We start from the raw sequence: 19,063 nt of genomic DNA on the forward strand, positions 1-19,063 counted from the left end.
GCAGGTCACCCGGCAACATGCGAAGCGGCGGCCAGGCCCCGCAACAGCGCCTGCGCACGCGGGTCCGCCGTCACATTCCGCTGCATGCCGTTGGTGACGTACCCGAAGGCGAACCCACTCTCGGGATCGGCGAAGGCGAGTGCGCCCCCGCGTCCGGGGTGCCCGAACGACCCCGGCGCCAACAGCGGCGAAGCCGGCCCGTGGAGCATGAAGCCAAGGCCGAACCGGGTGTTGACCAGCAGGGTGCGGTCGAGGCCCGCGGACTCCTCCGTACGGGCCAGCGTCAGCGTCGCAGGGGCGAAGAGCCGCGGATGGCCGTCCACGGGACCGATCAGCGCCGCGTAACAGCGCGCCAGCGCACGCGCCGTGGCGACCCCGCCCGACGCCGGCAGCTCGGCGGCGCGGTAGGCCGGGGCGTTCTCGTCGGCGGCCGGCGTTATCGCGCCGAACGCGCGGCTCGTCAGGGAGGACGGGTCGCGGTACGCGTCGGCGACCGTCTGCTTCGGCCGTACCCGCAGCCCCGCGGCGCCGGGCACGGCCGCCGTCGCTATCTCGGCGAGCCGCCCGACGCGGGGCTGGACCGCCTCCGGGACACCGATCCACAGATCGAGACCGAGCGGCCCGGATATCTCGTCGGCGATCCAGCTGCCGATGGTGCGACCCGTGACGCGCAGCACCAGCTCGCCGATCAGCCAGCTGTACGTCTGCGCGTGGTAGCCGTGATCGGCGCCCGGCGTCCACGCGGGGGCCTGGGCGGCGAGCGCCGCGGGGCCGCTGACGCCGTCGATGGCCTGGTCCGGGGTGAGCGGCGTGTCCAGCACGGGCAGCCCGGCGCGATGCGAGAGGAGATGGCGGACGAGGACCCGTTCCTTGCCCGCGGCCTTGAACTCGGGCCAGTACGTGCCGACGGGCGCGTCCAGGTCCAGCAGCCCGCGCTGGTGCAGCAGCAGCGGCACGATCGCGGCGATGCCCTTGGTCGCGGAACGGACGATCTGCGCGGTCCCCGCCTCCCAGGGAGCGGCCGGCGCATCCGGCGAGCCCCCCGCGTCCCCGTCCCGCGTCCCGCCCCAGAGGTCCACGACCTTCCGCCCGTGCCGGTACACGGCGACCGCCGCACCCCGCTCGCCGCGTCGTGCGAAGTTCGCTGCGAAGGCGTCCCGGACCGGCTCGAAGCCGTCCTCGACCGTGCCCTGGACGTCCACCACTGATTCCCGCTTCCCACTCATCCGTCGCTTTGGTGACCCATCAATGGTGCAACGTCCGGATCAGTGCTGGTGACCAGGGCCTCGGTGGGTGGCATTCGTCACAGGCGAACGGTCACAGAGGAAGCGTCACCGAGCGCGGGTCGAACCCGAAGGGCAGTTCGAGGCGGTGGGTGTGCATCAGTTCCGTGTCGCAGAGCAGGTCCTGGGTGCGGCCGTCGGCGGTGATGACGCCGCCGGAGAGCACGACGGAGCGCGGGCAGAGCTCCAGCGCGTACGGCAGGTCGTGCGTGACCATCAGGACGGTGACGTCCAACGACCGGAGGATATCGGCGAGTTCACGGCGCGAGGCCGGGTCGAGATTGGAGGACGGCTCGTCCAGGACGAGGATCTCGGGGCGCATGGCGAGCACGGTCGCGACGGCGACCCGTCGCCGCTGCCCGAAGGAGAGATGGTGCGGCGGCCGGTCGGCGAACCCGGCCATGCCGACCCGCTCCAGCGCCTCGGTGACGCGTTCGTCGAGTTCCGCACCGCGCAGCCCGGCCGCAGCGGGACCGAAGGCGACGTCCTCCCGCACGGTGGGCATGAAGAGTTGGTCGTCGGGGTCCTGGAAGACGATGCCGACCCGGCGGCGGATCTCGGCGAGATGCTTCTTCCCGACCGGCAGGCCGGCGACGGTCACGGAGCCGGCCCCCGCTTCGAGGATGCCGTTGAGATGCAGGACGAGGGTGGTCTTGCCGGCGCCGTTGGGCCCGAGCAGCGCGACCCGCTCGCCGCGGCCGACGGTGAGGTCGACGCCGAAGAGCGCCTGATGGCCGTCGGGGTAGGCGTAGGCGAGCCCGGAGACGTCGAGCGAGGGGGCGGTGGGCGTGGTCGTACTCAAAGGGTCCATCCAAGGAGGCATACGGCGAGGGCGGCGACGGGCAGGGCGGCCGCGCGGGTCCACTGTGTGCGGGTGGCGGTCGCGTCGGCGATGACCGGCATGGTGCCGGTGTAGCCGCGGCTGACCATGGCGAGGTGGACCCGCTCGCCGCGTTCGTAGGAGCGGATGAACAGGGCGCCGGCGGACTTGGCGAGCACGCCCCAGTGGCGTACGCCGCGGGCTTCGAAGCCGCGGGAGAGCCGGGCGATGCGCATCCGCCGCATCTCGTCGGTGATCACATCGCCGTAGCGGATCATGAAGGACGCGATCTGGACGAGCAGCGGGGGCATCCGCAGCCGCTGCAGGCCGAGCAGCAGTTCGCGGAGCTCCGTCGTGGCGGCGAGCAGGACGGACGCGGCGACGCCCAGCGTCCCCTTGGCGAGGATGTTCCAGGCGCCCCAGAGGCCGGACTCGCTCAGGCTCAGTCCGATCACGTCCACCCGCGGCCCCTCGGCGACGAACGGCATCAGGACGGCGAACGCGACGAACGGCACCTCGATCAGCAGCCGCTTGAGCAGAAACCCGGCCGGGACGCGGGCGGCGCCGGCCGCGGCCGCGAGCAGCACCGCGTACAGCCCGAACGCCCAGACCGCCTCCCGTGGCGTGGAGACGACGATCAGTACGAAGCAGAAAACGGCCGCGATCTTGCAGTGCGGCGGCAGGCCGTGCACGGGAGAGTGCCCGTGCCGGTAGAGCCGGTGTGCGTGGCCCGCGCCCATCTCAGCCGTTCCCGCCCGTGGTCTGGGCGGTCGGCTGGTCGGCGGAGCCGACGGCCTTGCGCCGGCGCAGCACGACGAAGACGCCGGTGCCGACGGCGAGTGTCGCCCCGACCCCGATCACGCCGGCCAGCCCGCCCGACAGCCGGGGGTCGCCGATGTCCTGCACGCTGTAATCCGCGAGCGGCGAGTCCTTCGCGGCGTGGTCCTCGGCCTTCGCGTCGATCCCCTGGTCGTGGGCGACCTTCTCCAGACCGTCGGGGCTGGCGGAGGCGTAGTAGCTGATGCCGCCGGCGCAGACCAGGGCGGCCGCGACCCCCGCCAGCCAGACGCGGCGGGCGGAGCGGGCGGGGACGGGGGCGACCTCGGCGGGCGCGGCCTCCCCGGTGCCGGGTTCGGGCTCGTCGATCTCGGCCTCGCGCGCCGCCGTCGTCGTGACGTCACCCGCCCCCGGCGCGGCCGGCACCGTGACCGGGGCGGTACGCAGCTCCAGCGGCTTGGCCAGCCCGCGAGCGCCGTAGACCAGGTCGGGCCGTACGGCGACCACCGCACCGACCGTCAGCGCGGTGATCACGGCCTCGCCGATTCCGATCAGCACATGCACGCCCACCATGGCGGTGAAGACCTTGCCGATCGGCACATCCGCCGTCCCGCCCAACGCGTAGAGGCCGGTGAAGGCGGCCGCCGCGGCGGGCACCGACACCAGGGCCGCCACGAAGGCGGCGACGGTGATCGACGGCCGCCGGCGCGGCAGCACCTTCACCAGACCCCGGAAGAGCGCATAGGCGACGACCGTGGTCACGATCGCCATATCGGTGATGTTGACGCCGAGGGCGGTCAGCCCGCCGTCGGCGAACAGCACACCCTGCATGAGCAGTACGACCGAGACGCAGAGCACGCCGGTGTACGGGCCGACCAGGATCGCCGCGAGCGCACCGCCCAGCAGATGTCCGCTGGTCCCGGCCGCGACGGGAAAGTTCAGCATCTGCACGGCGAAGATGAACGCGGCGACGAGTCCGGCGAGCGGTGCGGTCCGCTCCGCGCCGTAACCGCCGCCCTGGGACGCGCCCTCCAGCTCCCGCCGGGCGCCGCGCAGGCTGACCGCGACGGCGGCCGCGGCGACCGCGCCGGTCGCCACCGACACCGGTGCGTTGATGAATCCGTCGGGTACGTGCATCTCAGGGGTTCTCCGGGGTCCGCTTCAGGCCTGTGCAACCCACCAATGTTGGGGCCTACTGCGAACAAGTTGCAAGAGCGCCCGGGATGCGGAACGGCAACGCCGAAGGGCCGGAGGACCGCGACGGCGAGGTGGTCCGCGCCACCCGTCCCGCCCCCACCCCGGCACGGCCCGATGCGGCGGACCGGCCCCGGGCCGAGTTGCCGCCCCCTGCCCCGCCCGAAACGATGGATGCGTGAGCGACGCACGCGAGGCCGTCGGCCCGCACCCGGAGACGAACCCCGCCAAGCCTCGCGGGCGGCTACGCAGAATGCCGACCCCGCCGGGCCCGCCGCCCGGCTCGTATCTGCGCTTTCCGCATCTGCACGGCGACTCTCTCTGCTTCGCCGCCGAGGACGACCTCTGGATGGCCCCGATCGCCCCGGCCGGAGAGGAGCCCGGCCGCGCCTGGCGGCTGACCGTCGACCGCACCCGTGTCAGCCACCCCCGCTTCTCCCCCGACGGCCGGCATATCGCCTTCACCACCTGGCGCAGCCTCGACCCGGAGATCCACCTCGTGCCGGTCGACGGCGGCCCGGCCCGCCGGCTGACGTACTGGGGCAGCATCGACGCCCGGGTCTGCGGCTGGACTCCCCCCGACAAGGACGGCAGCGCACAGATCCTCGCCGTCTCCTCGCACGGCCAGCCGTTCTCGTACTACTCCTGGGCCTACAGCCTGCCGACCGACGGCAGCCCCGGCGGCCGGCTGCCCTGGGGGCCGGTAGCCGATATCGCCGTCGCCGATATCGACGGGGACCGCCGCACCCTGCTGCTGACCGGCAAGCCACCGCACGAGCCCGCCTCCTGGAAGCGCTACCGGGGCGGCGGGATGGGCCGGATGTGGCTGCACGGCACCCGGCTGCTGCCGCATCTGTACGGGCACCTCGACTCGGTGATGTTCGTGGGCGACCGGATCGCGTTCCTCTCCGACCACGAAGGCATCGCCAACGTCTACTCGTGCCTGCCGGACAGCACCGATCTGCGCCGGCACACCGATCACCGCGACTTCTACGCCCGGCACGCCTCGACCGACGGCTCCCGCATCGTCTACCAGTGCGCGGGCGACCTCTGGCTGATCGACGATCTGAGCCCGGCCGCGGAGCCCCGCAAGCTCGCGGTACGGCTCGGCGGTCCGCGGGCCGGCCGTCGCCACTACCAGGTCCCGGCGGCCTCGCATGTCACCTCGCTCGCCGTGGACGCCACCGGACGGGCCAGCGCGGTCGGCGTACGCGGCAGCCTGTACTGGCTCACCCACCGCGACGGCCCGGCCCGCGCGATCCATGACACCCCGGGCGTACGGGTCCGGCTGCCCGAGATGCTGGGCTCCACCGGCCGGATCGCGTATGTCACCGACGCCGAGGGCGACGACGCCATCGAGATCGCCAATCTGCCCCGGGCCAGCGGCGCCGGCCGACCGCGCCGGCTGGCCGCCGGGAAGCTCGGCCGGGTCCACGAGGTGGTCTCCTCACCGGACGGCGAACGGCTGGCGGTGGCCTCCCACGACGGCAGATTGCTGCTGGTGAATGTGGCGCGGCCGGAGGGCGGGGAGGGGGAGACACGGGCGGCGGCGGCGCTCGGCGGCACCGGCCCCGCGCCCGGTCCTGAGCCCGGTCCTGAGCTCGATCCCGAAGCCGACACCAATGCCGACGCCGATGCCGAGCCCCGTCCCGATCCGGCCGCCGCCGGCTCCCCTTCCCCGTCCCCCTCCCCTGGTGACGTCACCGAACTGATCCGCTCCGACAACGGCCCGGTCCGCGATCTGGCGTTCTCCCCCGACTCGGGCTGGCTGACCTGGTCGCACCCCGGTATCGGCCGTTCGCTGCGGCAGATCAAGATGGCCCGGCTCGCCGACCACACCATCGTCGACGTCACCAACGGCCGCTTCGAGGACGAGCAGCCGGTCTTCACCCGCGACGGCCGCTACCTGGCCTTTCTGTCCTGGCGCGGCTTCGACCCGGTCTACGACGTGCACACCGGCGATCTGTCCTTCCCGCTGGGCTGCCGCCCGTATCTCGTACCGCTGTCGTCGGCGACCCCGTCCCCCTTCGCGCTGTCCCCGGAGGGAAGGCCCGCGGCGGGCGGTCTGGATCCCGCGGAGAATCCGCCGGTGGGCGAGGGGCCGGTGCTGGTGGAGGTGGAGGGGCTGCCCAACCGGGTCACCCAGTTCCCGGTCGCGGCGTCCAAGTACTCCTCCCTGTATCCGGTCAGCGGCGGCGGGCTGGTCTGGCTGCGCTGGCCGATCTCCGGCGCGCTGGGCGAGACCTTTGCCAATCCCGCCGACATGTCAGGCAGGCCCACCCTCGAACACTTCGATCTGACCAAGGCCCGGCGCACCGAACTGACCAGTTCCCTGGACGGGTTCGCACTCAGCGGGGACGGCACCCGGCTGGTCGTCAATGACGAGGGCGATCTGCGCGCGGTGCCGGCGACCGAGCCGCCGGACGCCGATACGGCGGTCTTTCTCGACCTGCGGCGCATCCTGCACGACGTCGATCCCGAGGCGGAGTGGCGCCAGGCGTACGAGGAGGCGGGCCGGATCATCCGGGCGTACTTCTGGGAGCCGCAGCTGTGCGGCATCGACTGGGACGATGTGCTGGCGCAGTACCGGCCGCTGCTCGAACGGGTCGCCTCCCCCGACGAGTTCGCCGATCTGCTCCGTGAGGTGCTGGGCGAGCTGGGCACCTCGCACGCCTACGTCACCGGCGCCCGCCGCAACGAGGGGCCGCCGCACTATCAGCGGGCGATGGGCCTGCTCGGCGCCAACTTCGTGTGCCGGGACGGCAGTTGGGCGGTCAAGCGGATTCTGCCCGGCGACTCCTCGGACTCCAAGGCCCGCTCCCCGCTCGCCGGCACGGGCATCCGCGAGGGCGCCGCGCTCACCCATGTGGACGGCCGCCCGGTCGACCCGGTGACCGGCCCGTATCCGCTGCTGGCCGCGGCCGGCGGCACCACGGTCGAGCTGACCTTCGTCCATCCCGCCGAAGGCGGCCACGCGCGCCGGGTCGCGGTGGTCCCGCTCGTCGACGAACGGCCGCTGCGCTACCAGGACTGGGTGGCCAAGCGCCGGGCGGTGGTACGGGAGTTGAGCGGCGGCAAGTGCGGCTATCTGCACATCCCCGACATGGGCGGGTCCGGCTGGGCCCAGTTCAACCGGGATCTGCGGATGGAGGTCTCACTGCCCGCGCTGATCGTGGACGTACGGGGCAACGCGGGCGGCAACATCTCCGAGCTGGTGATCGAGAAACTGACCCGCAGCATCATGGGCTGGGACCTGACCCGCGACGCCCAGCCGGTGTCGTACACGAGCAATGCGCCGCGCGGTCCGGTCGTCGCGGTGGCCGACGAGATGACCTCGTCCGACGGCGACATGATCATCGCGGCGTTCAAGCTCCAGGGCATCGGCCCGGTGGTCGGCATGCGCACCTGGGGCGGGGTGGTCGGCATGACCGGCCGGCACCGGCTCGGCGACGGCACCGCGATCACCGTTCCGATGAACGCGGCCTGGTTCCGGCTGTACGGCTGGGGCGTGGAGAACCACGGTGTCGAGGTCGACATCGAGGCACTGCGCTCGCCGCTGCACTGGGCCGAGGGCCGCCATCCGCAGCTCGGCGTGGCGGTCCGCACGGCGCTGGAGCTGCTGGAGCGGCATCCGGCCGCGACCCCGCCGGACCTGTCGGACGTGCCGGACCGGAGACGGCCTCAACTGCCGCCGCGTAACGGTTGCTGAATTGCGGTGAGTTCGTGGTGGGTGAGGTGGTTGCTGCGGCATGCGCTGAGGGGTGCACCCGGGTCTTCGGGTGCACCCCTCGTTCATGCGCGGCACGGCGGCCCGCGCATGGCGTTCAGGACATACGCCGGGTCAGCTCTGGTAGCGGTCGCGGTCCTGCGGTGCGTCCAGTAGGTCATCGCGCTGCTCACGGCCCTGCTGGCCACGCTCGCGATCCTGCTGGCCGCGCTGCTGGCCCTGCTTCTTGCCGCGCTCCTTGACCTCGCGCATCCGCTTCTTCGCCTCGTCCGAGAGCTGTTCGCCCTTGTCCTTGAACTGGTCTGAGATGCCCATGCTGTTCACTCCTGTGCGGGTGTTGGGGATCGGGCTCGACCAGCCTGACATGGACGGACATATGACGCATTTCGATCAGGGCCGAGTGCGCTCCGTGACCACCCGGCCGGCTACCGGTCCGTCCGCGCCTTCTCGTCCGCCTCGCCGCCCGCGCCGACCAGACCCACCCGCATCCCGTCGATCCGGTCCCCGAACCGCCGCATCTCGCGCTGGCCCACCGACCCGATGACCGACGGCAGATAGCCGCGGATCGACTGCATACCGCGCAGCCACCACTGGCCGTAGACATGCGAGGAACGGCGCTCGATACCCGCCACGATCCGGTCGACGGCAGGGCCCAGCGGATAGGTCTTGTTCGACGGCCACGGCAGCCGCGCGCGCAGCTCGCGCATGATGTCGTCCTGGTCGGCGCCGCGCACCATGTCGGTGTCGGTCCAGCTCAGATAGCCGACACCGACCCGTACACCCTTGTAGCCGACCTCGGCGCGCAGGCTGTGCGCGAAGGCCTCGACACCCGATTTGGACGCGCAGTACGCGGTCATCATCGGGGCCGGAGTGATCGCGGCGAGCGAGGCGATCTGGAGGAAGTAGCCCCGGGACTCCATCAGCACGGGCAGGAAGGCCCGGCCGGTGACCGCGCCGCCTATCAGGTTGACCTCGATGACCCGCTTCCATGCGACCGGATCGGAGTCGACGAACGGACCGCCGGTCGCCACCCCGGCATTCGCGACGACGGCATCGACCTTCCCGAAGCGGCCCTTCACCTCGACCGCGACCTGGGCCATCGCCTCGTGGTCGGTGACATCGGCGTACCAGTGGTGCGCCGGGCCGTGCAGCGAGGCCGCGACGCCGCGCAGTTCGTCCGGCTCCAGGCCGACCAGCGCCAACGTCGCACCGCGCGCCGACAGCTTGCGGGCCAGCAGCTCACCGACCCCGCGTGCCGCACCGGTGACGACGATGACCTGCCCGTCAAGGCTCCTGCGCTCACTCATGCCGTCTTCTCCTTCTTCTGCCGGTTCTTACCGGTGGCCTGCTGGGCTTCGGTAGCGGTCGTCGGGCGACTGGTGGTCGGGTGACCGGCCGTCGGGTGGCCAGAGGCCAGGTGACCAGATGTCAGATGACTGGACGTCAGGTGATCTCTGACCAGTTCGCGGAGGCGTCCGGAGACTGCGGCCGGGTCCTCGATGGGTGTCATATGTCCCAGGCCCGGCAGTTCCGTCAGACCGCGGCAGTCGGGGAGTACGGAGGCCAGCCGGCGGGCGTGCACGATCGGCGTGAGCCGGTCGGCGGTGCCCGCCAGGACTGCGGTCGGCATCTCCAGCCGTGCGACCCCGCCGGTCAGTTCGAGCCCGGACAGCACCTTGCCCCATCGGGACCGCACGCCGGGCGGGCAGGCGTGCACGATCCGCGCGCAGGCGTCGATCTGCTCGGCGGTGGCGCCGGCGCCCATCGTGGCGTACTTCAGGGCCCACTTGGCGACCGGCGAGACCGGGCCGAGCGGGGCACGCGAGTGCAGCAGCAGGCGGTGCGCCCGGCGGCGGCCGCTCGGCGAGCGCAGCGCGAACACCCGTGATTCCGCGGCCAGATCGGCGCTTCCGGTGCTGCACAGGAACGCGGCGGCGGCCCGCGCGCGCAACTGCGGCCGGTCGGCGGCGGCCATGATCGTCATGCCGCCCATGGAGTGGCCGCCCACGACGGCGCGTTCGCCCGGCTCCAGCGTCGCCTCCAGTACGGCGACCAGGTCATCGGCGAGTGCGTCGGTGCTGTGGCCCGCCGGCGTGGCGGCCGGGCTGCGCCCATGCCCCCGCTGGTCGTAGACGACCACCTTGTGGTCGGTGGCCAGCTCGCGGACGACCGGCGCCCAGAAGGCGGTCGAGCAGGTCCAGCCGTGGGCCAGGACGACGGCGGGGGCGTCCTCGGGCCCGTGGATCTCGGCATGCAGCCGGGCGCCGTCGGCGGAGGTGACGGTGCGCGTCTCGCGCGGCGCGGGCGGCGCGTACGGCCCGCTGGTGACATGGGTCAGCCGGCTCATGCGCCCACCTCCGCGGACTTGTCGGCGGACCGGTCGGCGGACCGGTCGGCGGACCGGTCGGCGGACCGGTCGGCGGACCGGTCGGCGGACTGATCAGCACCAGTGGCCCCGGACTGGTCAGCACCGGCACCTACCGACGCCCCCACGGGCTGAGCCACTGGCTTTCCAACTGGCTCACCCACCGGCCTGCCGCCGGCCCGCGCACCCGGAACCCGCAGCACTTCGTACTCGGCGAGGTCGACCTGCCGCGTCACCTTCTTGAACTCCGAGGTCGTCCCCGGCCAGGCGGTGGTGTTACGCCCGTTGGAGTCCAGATACCAGCTGTCGCAGCCGCCGGTGTTCCACACCGTGCGCTCCATCCGCTTCTGGATCTTGCGGGTCCACTCCTGCACCGCGGACGGCCGGGCGCTGAGCGCGATCTTCCCGCCGAGGATGTCGAGTTGCCGCATGAAGTCGGCCATGTAGTTCAGCTGGGCCTCGATCATCAGGATCATCGAGCTGTTCCCGAGGCCCGTGTTGGGGCCGATGATGGTGAGGAAGTTGGGGAATCCGGCCGCGCTCGCACCGCGCAGCGCCTCCATCCCGTCCTTCCATTCCTCGGCCAGCGTCGTGCCGTTGGCCCCGGTGACACGGTGCGCGATCGGCATGTCCGTCACATGGAACCCCGTGCCGAAGACGACAGCATCAACCTCGGTCTCGCTTCCGTCCGACCCGACCAGCACGTTCCCCCGCACCTCCGTCAGCCCGGCCGCGACCACGTCCACATTCCGCTTGGTGAGCGCCGGGTAGTAGCTGTTGGAGAGCAGAATGCGCTTGCAGCCGATGCGGTAGTCGGGGGTGAGCGTGGCTCGCAGCGCCGGATCCTTGACGGCCTTCTTCATATGGCTCTTCGCCAGGGCCTCGATCAGACCCAGCTCGTTCGGGCGCTTGGTGAACGCGCTGACCTGGAGTTCCCTGATCCCCCACAGCAGGCCGCGGCGGGCGGCGCGGGTGGCCGGGACCTTGCTGTGCAGCCAGCGCTCGACGGCGGAGATCTTCCGGTCGGCGCGCGGCAGGACCCAGGCCGGGGTGCGCTGGAAGAGGGTGAGCCGGTCGACCTCGGGCTGGATGGCCGGCACGATCTGGATCGCCGAGGCGCCGGTCCCGATCATGGCCACCCGCTTCCCGCGCAGGTCGTAATCGTGATCCCAGCGCGACGAGTGAAAGACCTTGCCGGGAAAGCCGTCAAGCCCCGGAATGTCCGGAATCTTTGGATCCGACAACGGCCCGGTCGCCGACACGACCACGTCCGCGGTCAGCGCCCCACCCGCCGTATCAATCTCCCAGTGCAGTTCCTCATTGCTCCAACGAAGGCTCCGCACCTCGGAGTTGAAGCGGATGTGCGGACGCAGGCCGAACGTGTCCGCCACCTGCTCCAGGTACGCCCGGATGTGCGGCTGCCCGGAGAAGTTCCGCGGCCATTCCGGGTTGGGCGCGAAGGAGAACGAGTACAGATGCGAGGGCACATCGCACGCGCATCCCGGATAGCTGTTGTCCCGCCAGGTACCGCCCACCGAGTCGGCCCGCTCCAGGACCACGAAGTCGGTGATTCCCTGGCGGCGCAGGCGTACGGCCGCCCCCAGGCCGCCGAACCCCGATCCGATCACCGCCACCCGCACATGCCTCTGCCCGCGCTCGGCCATGCCACCCGCCTCCCGAGTTCAACGCCACTCTTCGACCCAGCTCTTCGACCGAGCTCGCCGACTGCACTCTCCACCGCACTCAACTGCGCCAGCAATTACTGGCACGATGGGAGACTAGGGCAGCTCCGTACCGAGCGGTAGGGGTCGCGCGCCAGGAAGTTACCGACGGTCGCACCCCGGCCCCGCGACACGTTCCCGGCATAGGGTGAACAAGTGGCAGCGAACGAGAACGAAAAGGCGATCGCCGACGAAGGCGCCGACGAGGAGCGCGAGGCGCGCGAGTTCCGGATGCCCGAACTGGCCAAGGAAGCCGGCATCACGGTCCGTACGCTGCGCTTCTACCGCGAGCGCAAGCTGATCCCCGCACCGCGCCGCGAGGGCCGGATCGCCTGGTACAACGAGCACCATCTCGCCCGGCTGCGCACCATCGGCGCCCTCCTGGAACGCGGCCACACCCTCGGCGGCATCGCCGAGCTCCTCGCCGCCTTCGAGAGCGGCCGGGACGTCGGCGAACTCCTCGGCCTCGAAGACACGATCGTGACGCCCTGGTCCGAGGAGACCCCGGTCCGCCTCACACCCGAGGAACTGGCCGACCACTTCAGCGAGGACATCACCGTCGAGAACCTCGCCGCATCCATGGACATCGGCTATCTCGCCGTCGACGGCGACGAGTTCGTCCACATCAGCCGCCGGCTCCTGGACGCCTCCACCGACCTCGTCGACAAGGGCGTCCCCCTCGCCGCCGTCCTGGAAGCCGGCCGCCAGGTACGCGCCCACGCCGACGCCCTCGCCGACATCTTCACCACCCTCATCCGCAGCCACATCCTCGCCGACGTCCTGGAACGCACCTCCGCCGACGAGCCCCCCGCCCCGGAAGAGGTCGCCCGCATCGCCCAGACCATCGAAAAGCTCCGCCCCATCTCCAAGGGCGTCGTCGAAGCGGAACTCTCGATGGCCATGGACCGCCGCGTCCGCAGGGAAATCGACGAGTGGCTGCGGGAGCAGGAGAGCAGGCACGACTCGGACCGGTAGCGGACGACCGGACGGCTCCCCACCTGGGGCAAGGCGCCGCGCAGGTCACCCGACGTCGAACACGACCGTGACGGGCGCATGATCGCTCCACCGCGTGTCATAGCTCTCGGCACGTTCCACGTACGCCTTCACCGTGCGCTCCGCGAGCCCCGGCGTGGCCATCTGGTAGTCGATCCGCCACCCAGCGTCATTGTCGAAAGCCCGCCCGCGGTACGACCACCACGAGTACGGCCCCTCGACGTCCGGGTGCAGGGCGCGGACGACGTCGACATAGCCGCCCCGGGTCTCGTCTAGGACGTCGGTCAGCCAGGCGCGCTCCTCCGGGAGGAAGCCGGACTTCTTCTGGTTGGCCTTCCAGTTCTTCAGGTCGGCCTCTTGGTGCGCGATGTTCCAGTCGCCGCACACCAGCACCTCACGACCGTCCGCCGCGGCCCGTTTCCGCAGGTCGACGAGGTACGGAAGGAACTCAGCCAGGAAGCGTTCCTTCTCGTCCTGCCGCTCCGTGCCGACCTCGCCCGAGGGGAGATACAGGCTGGCGACGGTCACGCCCGGCAGATCGGCCTCGACGTACCGCCCGCTCCCGTCGAATTCCGCCGAGCCGAAGCCCACCTGGACCCGCTCCGGCTCACGCCGCGTGTAGAGCGCGACACCGGCCCGACCCTTGGCGGCGGCCGGGGCGTGCACGGTGTGCCAGCCATCGGGATCACGGACCTCGTCGGACAGCTGCGCGGCCTCGGCCCGTACCTCCTGCAGGCACAGCACGTCGGCGCCGGTCTCCGCCAGCCACGGCACAAAGCCCTTCTTGGCCGCGGCGCGCAGCCCGTTCACATTCACAGAGGTCACGGTGAGCATCCGGGCACGATACCGACCCGGCGAACCCGTCGCGCCACCCGCCCGGACACCCGTACGATTCCTGGAATGGAGATACGCCCCGTCCGCTATGACCACCCCGACGCGGTCAAGCTCGCCGAGCTCGTCCAGCAGGAGTACGTCCGGCGCTACGGCGATGCCGATATCACCCCGCTCGACCCGGAGATGTTCGCGCCGCCCAACGGCATGTACCTGCTGGCGTACGAGGACGAGCGCCCGCTGGCCACCGGCGGTTGGCGGGTGAGCGAGGACACGGCCGAGGGGTACGCGGCCGGCGACGCCGAGATCAAGCGGATGTTCGTGCTCCCGGAGGCCCGGGGGCGGGGGCTGGCCCGCCGGATCCTGGCCGCCCTCGAAGCGGACGCGCGGGCCGCGGGCCGCACCCGCATGGTGCTGGAGACCGGCACCGAGCAGCCGGAGGCGATCGCGCTGTACGCCTCCAGCGGCTACCGGCTGGTGGAGACGGCGGAGAAGTTCGGGCTCTACCGGACGTATGAGCAGAGCCGCTGCATGACGAAGTCACTGTTGGACGGTTAGGGCCTTTGGACGGATAGGGCTTTGGGACGGATAGGACCTTTCCGACCCTGACCCATCGGACAGGCCGTAGTCGTCCCACTCCGCAGGTGGTCCGATCGCGTTCGCGGGAGTCGCCCTCACCGTCACCGCCCGAGGCCTTGAATGCGCTTGTCCGCCATTGCGGCACCGCACTACCGTGCCGATGTGGATCTCTTCTCGCATTCTTGGACGGCGTTGCGTACGGCGGTCGCCGAACTCCCGGACGAGGACTTCGCGCAGCCGTCCGGCTGTGCCGGCTGGCTCGTGCGGGACCTGGTGTGCCATCTGGTCATCGACGCTCAGGACGTCCTGATCACCCTCGTGACCCCCGCCGAAACGGAACCGACCCGCGACGCGGTGACCTACTGGGATGTCGCCGAAACGCCGCCGACCGATGACGACCCGCTCGACGCGCTGATCGTCCGGCTGGCCGCCGCGTACGAGGAGCCTTGGCTGCTCAAGTTCCACTTCGACGACGTCGGCTCCGCCGCCGGCCGCGCCGCCGAACTCGCCGACCCGGCCCTGCGGGTCAGCACCCAAGACGAGGTCCTCACCGCGGGCGACTACCTCTCCGCGTACGTCCTGGAATGGACGCTGCACCACCTCGACCTGATCGCGCACCTCCCGGACGCGGCGGAACCGCCCGCCGACGGGCTCGCCCGGTCCCGCGAGATGCTGGAGAAGATCGCCGGGACCGCGTTCCCCGCCTCGTTCTCCGACAAGGACGCGCTACTGGTCGGCACCGGACGGCGTGCCCCGACCGACGCGGAGAAGGCCGAACTGGGCGAGCTGGGCGAGCTGGCCGCGAAACTCCCGCTCGTCCTCGGATGATCTCTGGCTGAACGGGAGGGGCAGGCACCAATGCCCAGCCCTCCAAGCCTTCACTCCCCCAGGCCCCCGCCCCCCGCTTGTTTTGACAGACGTCCGGTTGTTTTGACAGACGTCCGGTTGTTTGACAGACGTCCGGGCCGCTCCCCATACTCATTCCACTAATTAACCAGCTAAAGGGGGGGCCTGGTGAGCGACCCGAGCCCATGGGCGATCGAGGCCGAAGGCCTGGGGAAGAAATACCGCCGCGGCTGGGCGCTGAGGGACTGCTCGTTCCGGATCCCCGCCGGTCACATATGCGCCCTCGTCGGCCCGAACGGCGCGGGCAAGAGCACGTTCCTGGGCACCGCGACCCGGCTGGTGCACCCGACGACCGGGACCCTGAAGCTGTTCGGTGTGCCGGTCTCCGACCCCGCCGTCCTGGAGCGGGTCGCCTTCCTCGCCCAGGACAAGCCGCTCTACCCGCGCTTCACGGTGGCCGAGACCCTGCGCCTCGGCCGCGAGTTGAACCCGCGCTGGGACCAGGCGTTGGCCGAGCGGATCGTACGGTCCGGGAACATCCCCTTCACCGCCCGGATCGGCACTCTCTCCGGTGGCCAGCGCACCCGCGTCGCCTTCGCGCTCGCCTTCGGCAAGCGGCCCGAGCTGCTGCTCCTCGACGAGCCGATGTCCGACCTCGACCCGCTCGCCCGGCATGAGATCTCCGGGCTGCTGATGGCGGAGGCCGCCGAGCACGGCACCACCGTGCTGATGTCGTCCCACATGCTCTCCGAGATGGAGGACATGTGCGACTTCCTGCTCGTCCTCGCCGAGGGCCGGCTGCGGATGGTCGGGCAGACCGATGAACTGGTGCCCGCGCACAGGCTGGTGACGGGTGTAGCCAGCGGCGATGCCAAGGACGGCGTGAGCAGCGGCGGCGTGAGTCGTGACGGCGGTGTGAGTGGTGACGGCGGTGTGAGTGGTGAGAGTGGTGACGGCGGTGTGCGCGGCGTCGGCGTGCCCGAGGAGTTGCGCCGACAGCACACCGTGGTCGAATCCCGGGTAACCGGGCGGCAGTTCAGCGCCCTGGTCCGGCCCCACGGCCCACTGTCCGACAGCTGGGAGGCGATGACGCCGAGCACGGAAGAGGTCCTGCTGGCCTATCTGCGGTCGCCCGACGCGCCCACGCTGATCTCGGACGAGGCGCGGATCGACGGCCCGACGGTTGATGTTGACGGTGAGCCGACCGACGGGGTCGACGGGGTCAATGGGGCGAATGAGGTCGACGGGGGACAGGAGAACGCGGCATGAGCGGCACGAGCAGCACAAGCAGCACGAGCGACGTGAGCAGCACTAGCGACATGAGCGGCATAAGCAGCGCACGCAGCGCAAGCGGCACGGCAAGCGCACCTGCGACGAACGGTGCACCCACGGCCGGGACCGCTACCGACCGCCGCGGCATCCTGCACGGCCTGCCCTGGCTGGTGTGGCACCGGCACCGCACCGCTCTGCGCGCCGGTCTGCTGATCACCATCGTGGCCTGCGCGCTCTTCGTCTACCAGCGCATGCAGGTGATGGACTTCCTGAACGCCAAGGGTGCGTCCCCGGACAGCGAGGGGAATCTGCTCAACGAGTTCCAGAACAGGTTCGGTTCGACGTTCAGCGGCGACCTCGATTTCCTGAAGCTCGTGCCCGTCCTCGTCGGCGTCTTCCTCGGGGCCCCGCTGATCTCAAGCGAGCAGGAGCACGGCACCATCAAGCTGGTGACGACGCAGTCGGCCGGCCGCGGCCGCTGGATCACCGCCACGCTCGGCCTGCCGCTGGCCCTTGCCGCGCTGTGCACCACACTGCTGACGGCCGCCTTCTCCTGGCTGTGGTCACCGGCCCATGAACTGGCCATGTCCGGCGACTGGCTCAACAACGGCGCGTTCGAGGTCGTCGGCCCCGTCCCGGTCGCGATAACCCTGTTCATGACGGCCTGCGGCATCGGCATCGGCATGCTGGTCAAGCGGGTGGTAACGGCGATGGCAGCGACCGCGGCACTCGCCCTGGTGGCCAGCATGGTGTGGTCCGAGCAGGTACGTGGCCGGCTCGGCACACTGCGCTCCGTGACCTACCCGTACAACGGCGAGGTACCCGACCTGCCGCCCGGCTCCGTACGGGTGGACGACTGGGTGGCCACCGCGGATGGCAAGCTCTTCGGCTTCGGCACCTGCACCCATGCCGACGCCGACGCCTGCCGGGCGAAACTGGGCATCGTCAACCGGGTGATCCAGTACTTCGACTACGGGCAGATGGCGGGAATGCAGTGGCTCGGCGCGGGAATCCTGCTGGCGCTGACCGCGGTCGTGCTCGCGTTCGTCGTGTGGCGGGCCCGTCGGCGGCCGCTCTGAACCGTGTGGCGCCCGGTGGACGGAGCGCGCACCCGCCCATCGGGCCGCGCTACGGCCCGCGCAGCGCTTTGACACCCGGCACGGGCACCCTGATCATCAAGCGGGCGACACCAGCAGCGCCAGACACACAAACAGCAGAGAGGTGGTGAGCATCGTCGAATTCCGAATCGACCGCCGCAGCGGCGTTGCCACCTACCTCCAGATCGTCCAACAGGTCCAGCAGGCCCTGCGACTGGGCATCCTGGTGGAGGGTGACCGCCTGCCGACGGCCGCGCAGGTCGCCGCCACGACCAAGGTCAACCCGAACACGACGCTCAAGGCGTACCGCGAGCTAGAACGCGAGGGCCTGGTCGAGCCGCGGCCCGGCCTCGGCACCTTCGTCAGACGCACGCTCGCCCGCCCCAAGTCACCGGCGGACGCCCTGCTGCGCGAGGAACTGCGCTCCTGGATGGAGCGGGCCCACGCCGAGGGGCTGGCCCGCGAGGACGTCCAGGCGCTGGTCAACTCGGTGCTCCAGGACCGGTACCCGGAGGCGTGAGGGACTAGGGGCGAAACAGGAGGAAGGGGTGGCCGTCGGCAAAGACGGCCACCCCTTCCCTCATCTCCCGTCTCCCCGCACCCGCACCCGCACCCGCACCCGCTTGACCCTCACCTAACGTCAGGCCGCAGCCTGGGGCGACGGCACAGACGGCTGTTCACCGTCACCGCCATCAGCATCGTCACCACCACCAGGAACGGAAGGCGCCGAGATGGGCTACTCGGTCGGGCAGGTCTCCGCCGCCGCGGGAATCACCGTGCGCACCCTGCACCACTACGACAAGGCCGGGCTCCTCTCCCCCACCGACCGCAGCCCCGCCGGCTACCGCCTCTACAGCGACGCCGACCTCGCCCGGCTCCAGCAGATCCTTTTCTACCGGGAGCTCGGCTTCCCGCTCGACGAGATCGCCACCATCCTGGAAGACCCTCAGGCCAACGCCCTCGACCACCTGCGCGCCCGGCACCGCCTCCTCAACGAGCAGATCACCAAACTGCAGCGTCTCGTCGAGGTCGCCGAGCAGGCAATGGAGGTCCAGCAGACCGGTGTGGAGCTGTCGCCCGAGGAGCGCTTCGAGGTGTTCGGCGAGGTCGCCTTCGACCTCACCTACGCCACCGAGACCCAGCTGAAGTGGCATGACCGCGAGGGCCACCGGCACGCCATGGCGCGAGCCGCCACGCACTCCAAGGAGGACTGGGCGCAGTTGATGGCCGAGGCCGCCGAGTGGCGACAGCGGCTGATCGCCGCCTTCGACGCAGAGGATCCCGCGGACGGCGAGCGCGCCACGGACCTCGCGGAGGAGCACCGGCAGAGCATCATCCGCTGGTTCATCCCGTGCCCCACCGATATGCACGGCCGCATCGCCGACGACTTCGCCGCCGACCCCCGCGCCTTCGCCCTGATCGTCCCCCCGAGCGAACAGCGCCCGGGCCTCGCCTCATACCTGCGCACGGCCGTCCACGCCAACGCCGTACGCCAGTCGAGCCCCGGCGAAGCCTGAACACCAAACAGCTCCAACTCGCGCCTCACTCCTCACTCCTC

18 protein-coding genes are annotated in these 19,063 nt (G+C 71.0%); 9 read left to right on the top strand and 9 right to left on the bottom strand.

The genetic code is table 11. From position 1 onward, the window contains the following. Window positions 1-5 precede the first annotated feature (5 nt). From AB0I10_RS00180 to AB0I10_RS00195, 4 genes are all read right to left on the bottom strand, one after another. The gene (locus tag AB0I10_RS00180; RefSeq protein WP_363149995.1) at window positions 6-1,226 is read right to left on the bottom strand and encodes a serine hydrolase domain-containing protein; all 1,221 of its coding nucleotides are present in this window, start codon (window positions 1,224-1,226) and stop codon (window positions 6-8) included. Between the two features lie 91 nt (window positions 1,227-1,317). Beyond that, window positions 1,318-2,085, bottom strand: a complete 768-nt coding sequence (locus AB0I10_RS00185; protein ID WP_363149996.1) for an ABC transporter ATP-binding protein — start codon at window positions 2,083-2,085, stop codon at window positions 1,318-1,320. Beyond that, complete coding sequence (cbiQ, locus tag AB0I10_RS00190; protein WP_363149997.1) at window positions 2,082-2,843, bottom strand: cobalt ECF transporter T component CbiQ; 762 nt, start codon at window positions 2,841-2,843, stop codon at window positions 2,082-2,084. The genes AB0I10_RS00185 and cbiQ overlap by 4 nt, the downstream gene beginning before the upstream one ends. A gap of 1 nt (window position 2,844) precedes the next feature. Then, on the bottom strand, window positions 2,845-4,017 hold the full coding sequence (locus AB0I10_RS00195) for an energy-coupling factor ABC transporter permease (protein ID WP_363149998.1): 1,173 nt from the start codon (window positions 4,015-4,017) through the stop codon (window positions 2,845-2,847). Between the two features lie 86 nt (window positions 4,018-4,103). Between AB0I10_RS00195 and AB0I10_RS00200 the strand changes: the two genes are divergently transcribed. Then, window positions 4,104-4,256, top strand: coding sequence for a hypothetical protein (locus AB0I10_RS00200; protein ID WP_363149999.1), 153 nt, complete (start codon window positions 4,104-4,106; stop codon window positions 4,254-4,256). 71 nt (window positions 4,257-4,327) lie between these two features. Next, on the top strand, window positions 4,328-7,783 hold the full coding sequence (locus AB0I10_RS00205; RefSeq protein ID WP_363150399.1) for a S41 family peptidase: 3,456 nt from the start codon (window positions 4,328-4,330) through the stop codon (window positions 7,781-7,783). A gap of 132 nt (window positions 7,784-7,915) precedes the next feature. Here AB0I10_RS00205 and AB0I10_RS00210 read toward each other — a convergent pair whose 3' ends face one another. From AB0I10_RS00210 to AB0I10_RS00225, 4 genes are all read right to left on the bottom strand, one after another. Beyond that, window positions 7,916-8,116, bottom strand: a complete 201-nt coding sequence (locus tag AB0I10_RS00210) for a hypothetical protein (RefSeq protein WP_363150000.1) — start codon at window positions 8,114-8,116, stop codon at window positions 7,916-7,918. Between the two features lie 110 nt (window positions 8,117-8,226). After that, entirely contained in the window at window positions 8,227-9,108 is an 882-nt protein-coding gene (locus tag AB0I10_RS00215) for an SDR family oxidoreductase (RefSeq protein ID WP_363150001.1), read from the bottom strand. Continuing rightward, entirely contained in the window at window positions 9,105-10,148 is a 1,044-nt protein-coding gene (locus tag AB0I10_RS00220; RefSeq protein ID WP_363150002.1) for an alpha/beta hydrolase, read from the bottom strand. The genes AB0I10_RS00215 and AB0I10_RS00220 overlap by 4 nt, the downstream gene beginning before the upstream one ends. After that, a complete protein-coding gene (locus tag AB0I10_RS00225; RefSeq protein ID WP_363150003.1) occupies window positions 10,145-11,830 on the bottom strand; it encodes an NAD(P)/FAD-dependent oxidoreductase in 1,686 nt (561 codons plus the stop codon). The genes AB0I10_RS00220 and AB0I10_RS00225 overlap by 4 nt, the downstream gene beginning before the upstream one ends. A 288-nt stretch (window positions 11,831-12,118) precedes the next feature. On the opposite strand from AB0I10_RS00225, the gene AB0I10_RS00230 reads away from it, so the two are divergent. Then, window positions 12,119-12,862 carry a MerR family transcriptional regulator gene (locus tag AB0I10_RS00230; protein WP_363150400.1) on the top strand — a complete coding sequence of 248 codons (744 nt, stop codon included), beginning with the start codon at window positions 12,119-12,121 and terminating at the stop codon, window positions 12,860-12,862. Between the two features lie 45 nt (window positions 12,863-12,907). On the opposite strand, the gene AB0I10_RS00235 is transcribed toward AB0I10_RS00230, so the two are convergent. Next, entirely contained in the window at window positions 12,908-13,714 is an 807-nt protein-coding gene (locus tag AB0I10_RS00235; protein ID WP_363150004.1) for an exodeoxyribonuclease III, read from the bottom strand. A 66-nt stretch (window positions 13,715-13,780) separates the two neighbouring features. Between AB0I10_RS00235 and AB0I10_RS00240 the strand changes: the two genes are divergently transcribed. The 6 genes from AB0I10_RS00240 (at window position 13,781) to AB0I10_RS00265 (ending at window position 19,022) form a co-directional block, all read left to right on the top strand. Further along, complete coding sequence (locus tag AB0I10_RS00240) at window positions 13,781-14,269, top strand: GNAT family N-acetyltransferase (protein WP_363150005.1); 489 nt, start codon at window positions 13,781-13,783, stop codon at window positions 14,267-14,269. Window positions 14,270-14,452: 183 nt separating this feature from the next. Then, window positions 14,453-15,118, top strand: coding sequence for a maleylpyruvate isomerase N-terminal domain-containing protein (locus AB0I10_RS00245; RefSeq protein WP_363150006.1), 666 nt, complete (start codon window positions 14,453-14,455; stop codon window positions 15,116-15,118). A gap of 186 nt (window positions 15,119-15,304) precedes the next feature. Further along, window positions 15,305-16,405, top strand: coding sequence for an ABC transporter ATP-binding protein (locus AB0I10_RS00250; RefSeq protein ID WP_363150007.1), 1,101 nt, complete (start codon window positions 15,305-15,307; stop codon window positions 16,403-16,405). Next, a complete protein-coding gene (locus tag AB0I10_RS00255) occupies window positions 16,402-17,487 on the top strand; it encodes an ABC transporter permease subunit (RefSeq protein WP_363150008.1) in 1,086 nt (361 codons plus the stop codon). The genes AB0I10_RS00250 and AB0I10_RS00255 overlap by 4 nt, the downstream gene beginning before the upstream one ends. Before the next feature lie 142 nt (window positions 17,488-17,629). Continuing rightward, a complete protein-coding gene (locus AB0I10_RS00260; protein WP_363150009.1) occupies window positions 17,630-18,025 on the top strand; it encodes a GntR family transcriptional regulator in 396 nt (131 codons plus the stop codon). 211 nt (window positions 18,026-18,236) lie between these two features. Next, window positions 18,237-19,022, top strand: coding sequence for a MerR family transcriptional regulator (locus tag AB0I10_RS00265; protein WP_363150010.1), 786 nt, complete (start codon window positions 18,237-18,239; stop codon window positions 19,020-19,022). The last annotated feature ends 41 nt before the right edge of the window (window positions 19,023-19,063 follow it).

This window comes from Streptomyces sp. NPDC050636 (assembly GCF_040654775.1).
In the GTDB taxonomy this organism is placed as follows: domain Bacteria; phylum Actinomycetota; class Actinomycetes; order Streptomycetales; family Streptomycetaceae; genus Streptomyces.

Excerpts from the sequence above, each read along its gene's own strand:
- AB0I10_RS00240 (WP_363150005.1), top strand. The coding sequence starts at position 13,781 with ATGGAGATACGCCCCGTCCGCTATGACCACCCCGACGCGGTCAAGCTC.
- AB0I10_RS00255 (WP_363150008.1), top strand. The coding sequence starts at position 16,402 with ATGAGCGGCACGAGCAGCACAAGCAGCACGAGCGACGTGAGCAGCACT.
- AB0I10_RS00210 (WP_363150000.1), bottom strand. The coding sequence starts at position 8,116 with ATGGGCATCTCAGACCAGTTCAAGGACAAGGGCGAACAGCTCTCGGAC.
- AB0I10_RS00180 (WP_363149995.1), bottom strand. The coding sequence starts at position 1,226 with ATGAGTGGGAAGCGGGAATCAGTGGTGGACGTCCAGGGCACGGTCGAG.
- AB0I10_RS00220 (WP_363150002.1), bottom strand. The coding sequence starts at position 10,148 with ATGAGCCGGCTGACCCATGTCACCAGCGGGCCGTACGCGCCGCCCGCG.
- AB0I10_RS00225 (WP_363150003.1), bottom strand. The coding sequence starts at position 11,830 with ATGGCCGAGCGCGGGCAGAGGCATGTGCGGGTGGCGGTGATCGGATCG.
- AB0I10_RS00230 (WP_363150400.1), top strand. The coding sequence starts at position 12,119 with ATGCCCGAACTGGCCAAGGAAGCCGGCATCACGGTCCGTACGCTGCGC.
- AB0I10_RS00200 (WP_363149999.1), top strand. The coding sequence starts at position 4,104 with ATGCGGAACGGCAACGCCGAAGGGCCGGAGGACCGCGACGGCGAGGTG.
- AB0I10_RS00265 (WP_363150010.1), top strand. The coding sequence starts at position 18,237 with ATGGGCTACTCGGTCGGGCAGGTCTCCGCCGCCGCGGGAATCACCGTG.
- AB0I10_RS00195 (WP_363149998.1), bottom strand. The coding sequence starts at position 4,017 with ATGCACGTACCCGACGGATTCATCAACGCACCGGTGTCGGTGGCGACC.
- cbiQ (WP_363149997.1), bottom strand. The coding sequence starts at position 2,843 with ATGGGCGCGGGCCACGCACACCGGCTCTACCGGCACGGGCACTCTCCC.
- AB0I10_RS00235 (WP_363150004.1), bottom strand. The coding sequence starts at position 13,714 with ATGCTCACCGTGACCTCTGTGAATGTGAACGGGCTGCGCGCCGCGGCC.
- AB0I10_RS00205 (WP_363150399.1), top strand. The coding sequence starts at position 4,328 with ATGCCGACCCCGCCGGGCCCGCCGCCCGGCTCGTATCTGCGCTTTCCG.
- AB0I10_RS00215 (WP_363150001.1), bottom strand. The coding sequence starts at position 9,108 with ATGAGTGAGCGCAGGAGCCTTGACGGGCAGGTCATCGTCGTCACCGGT.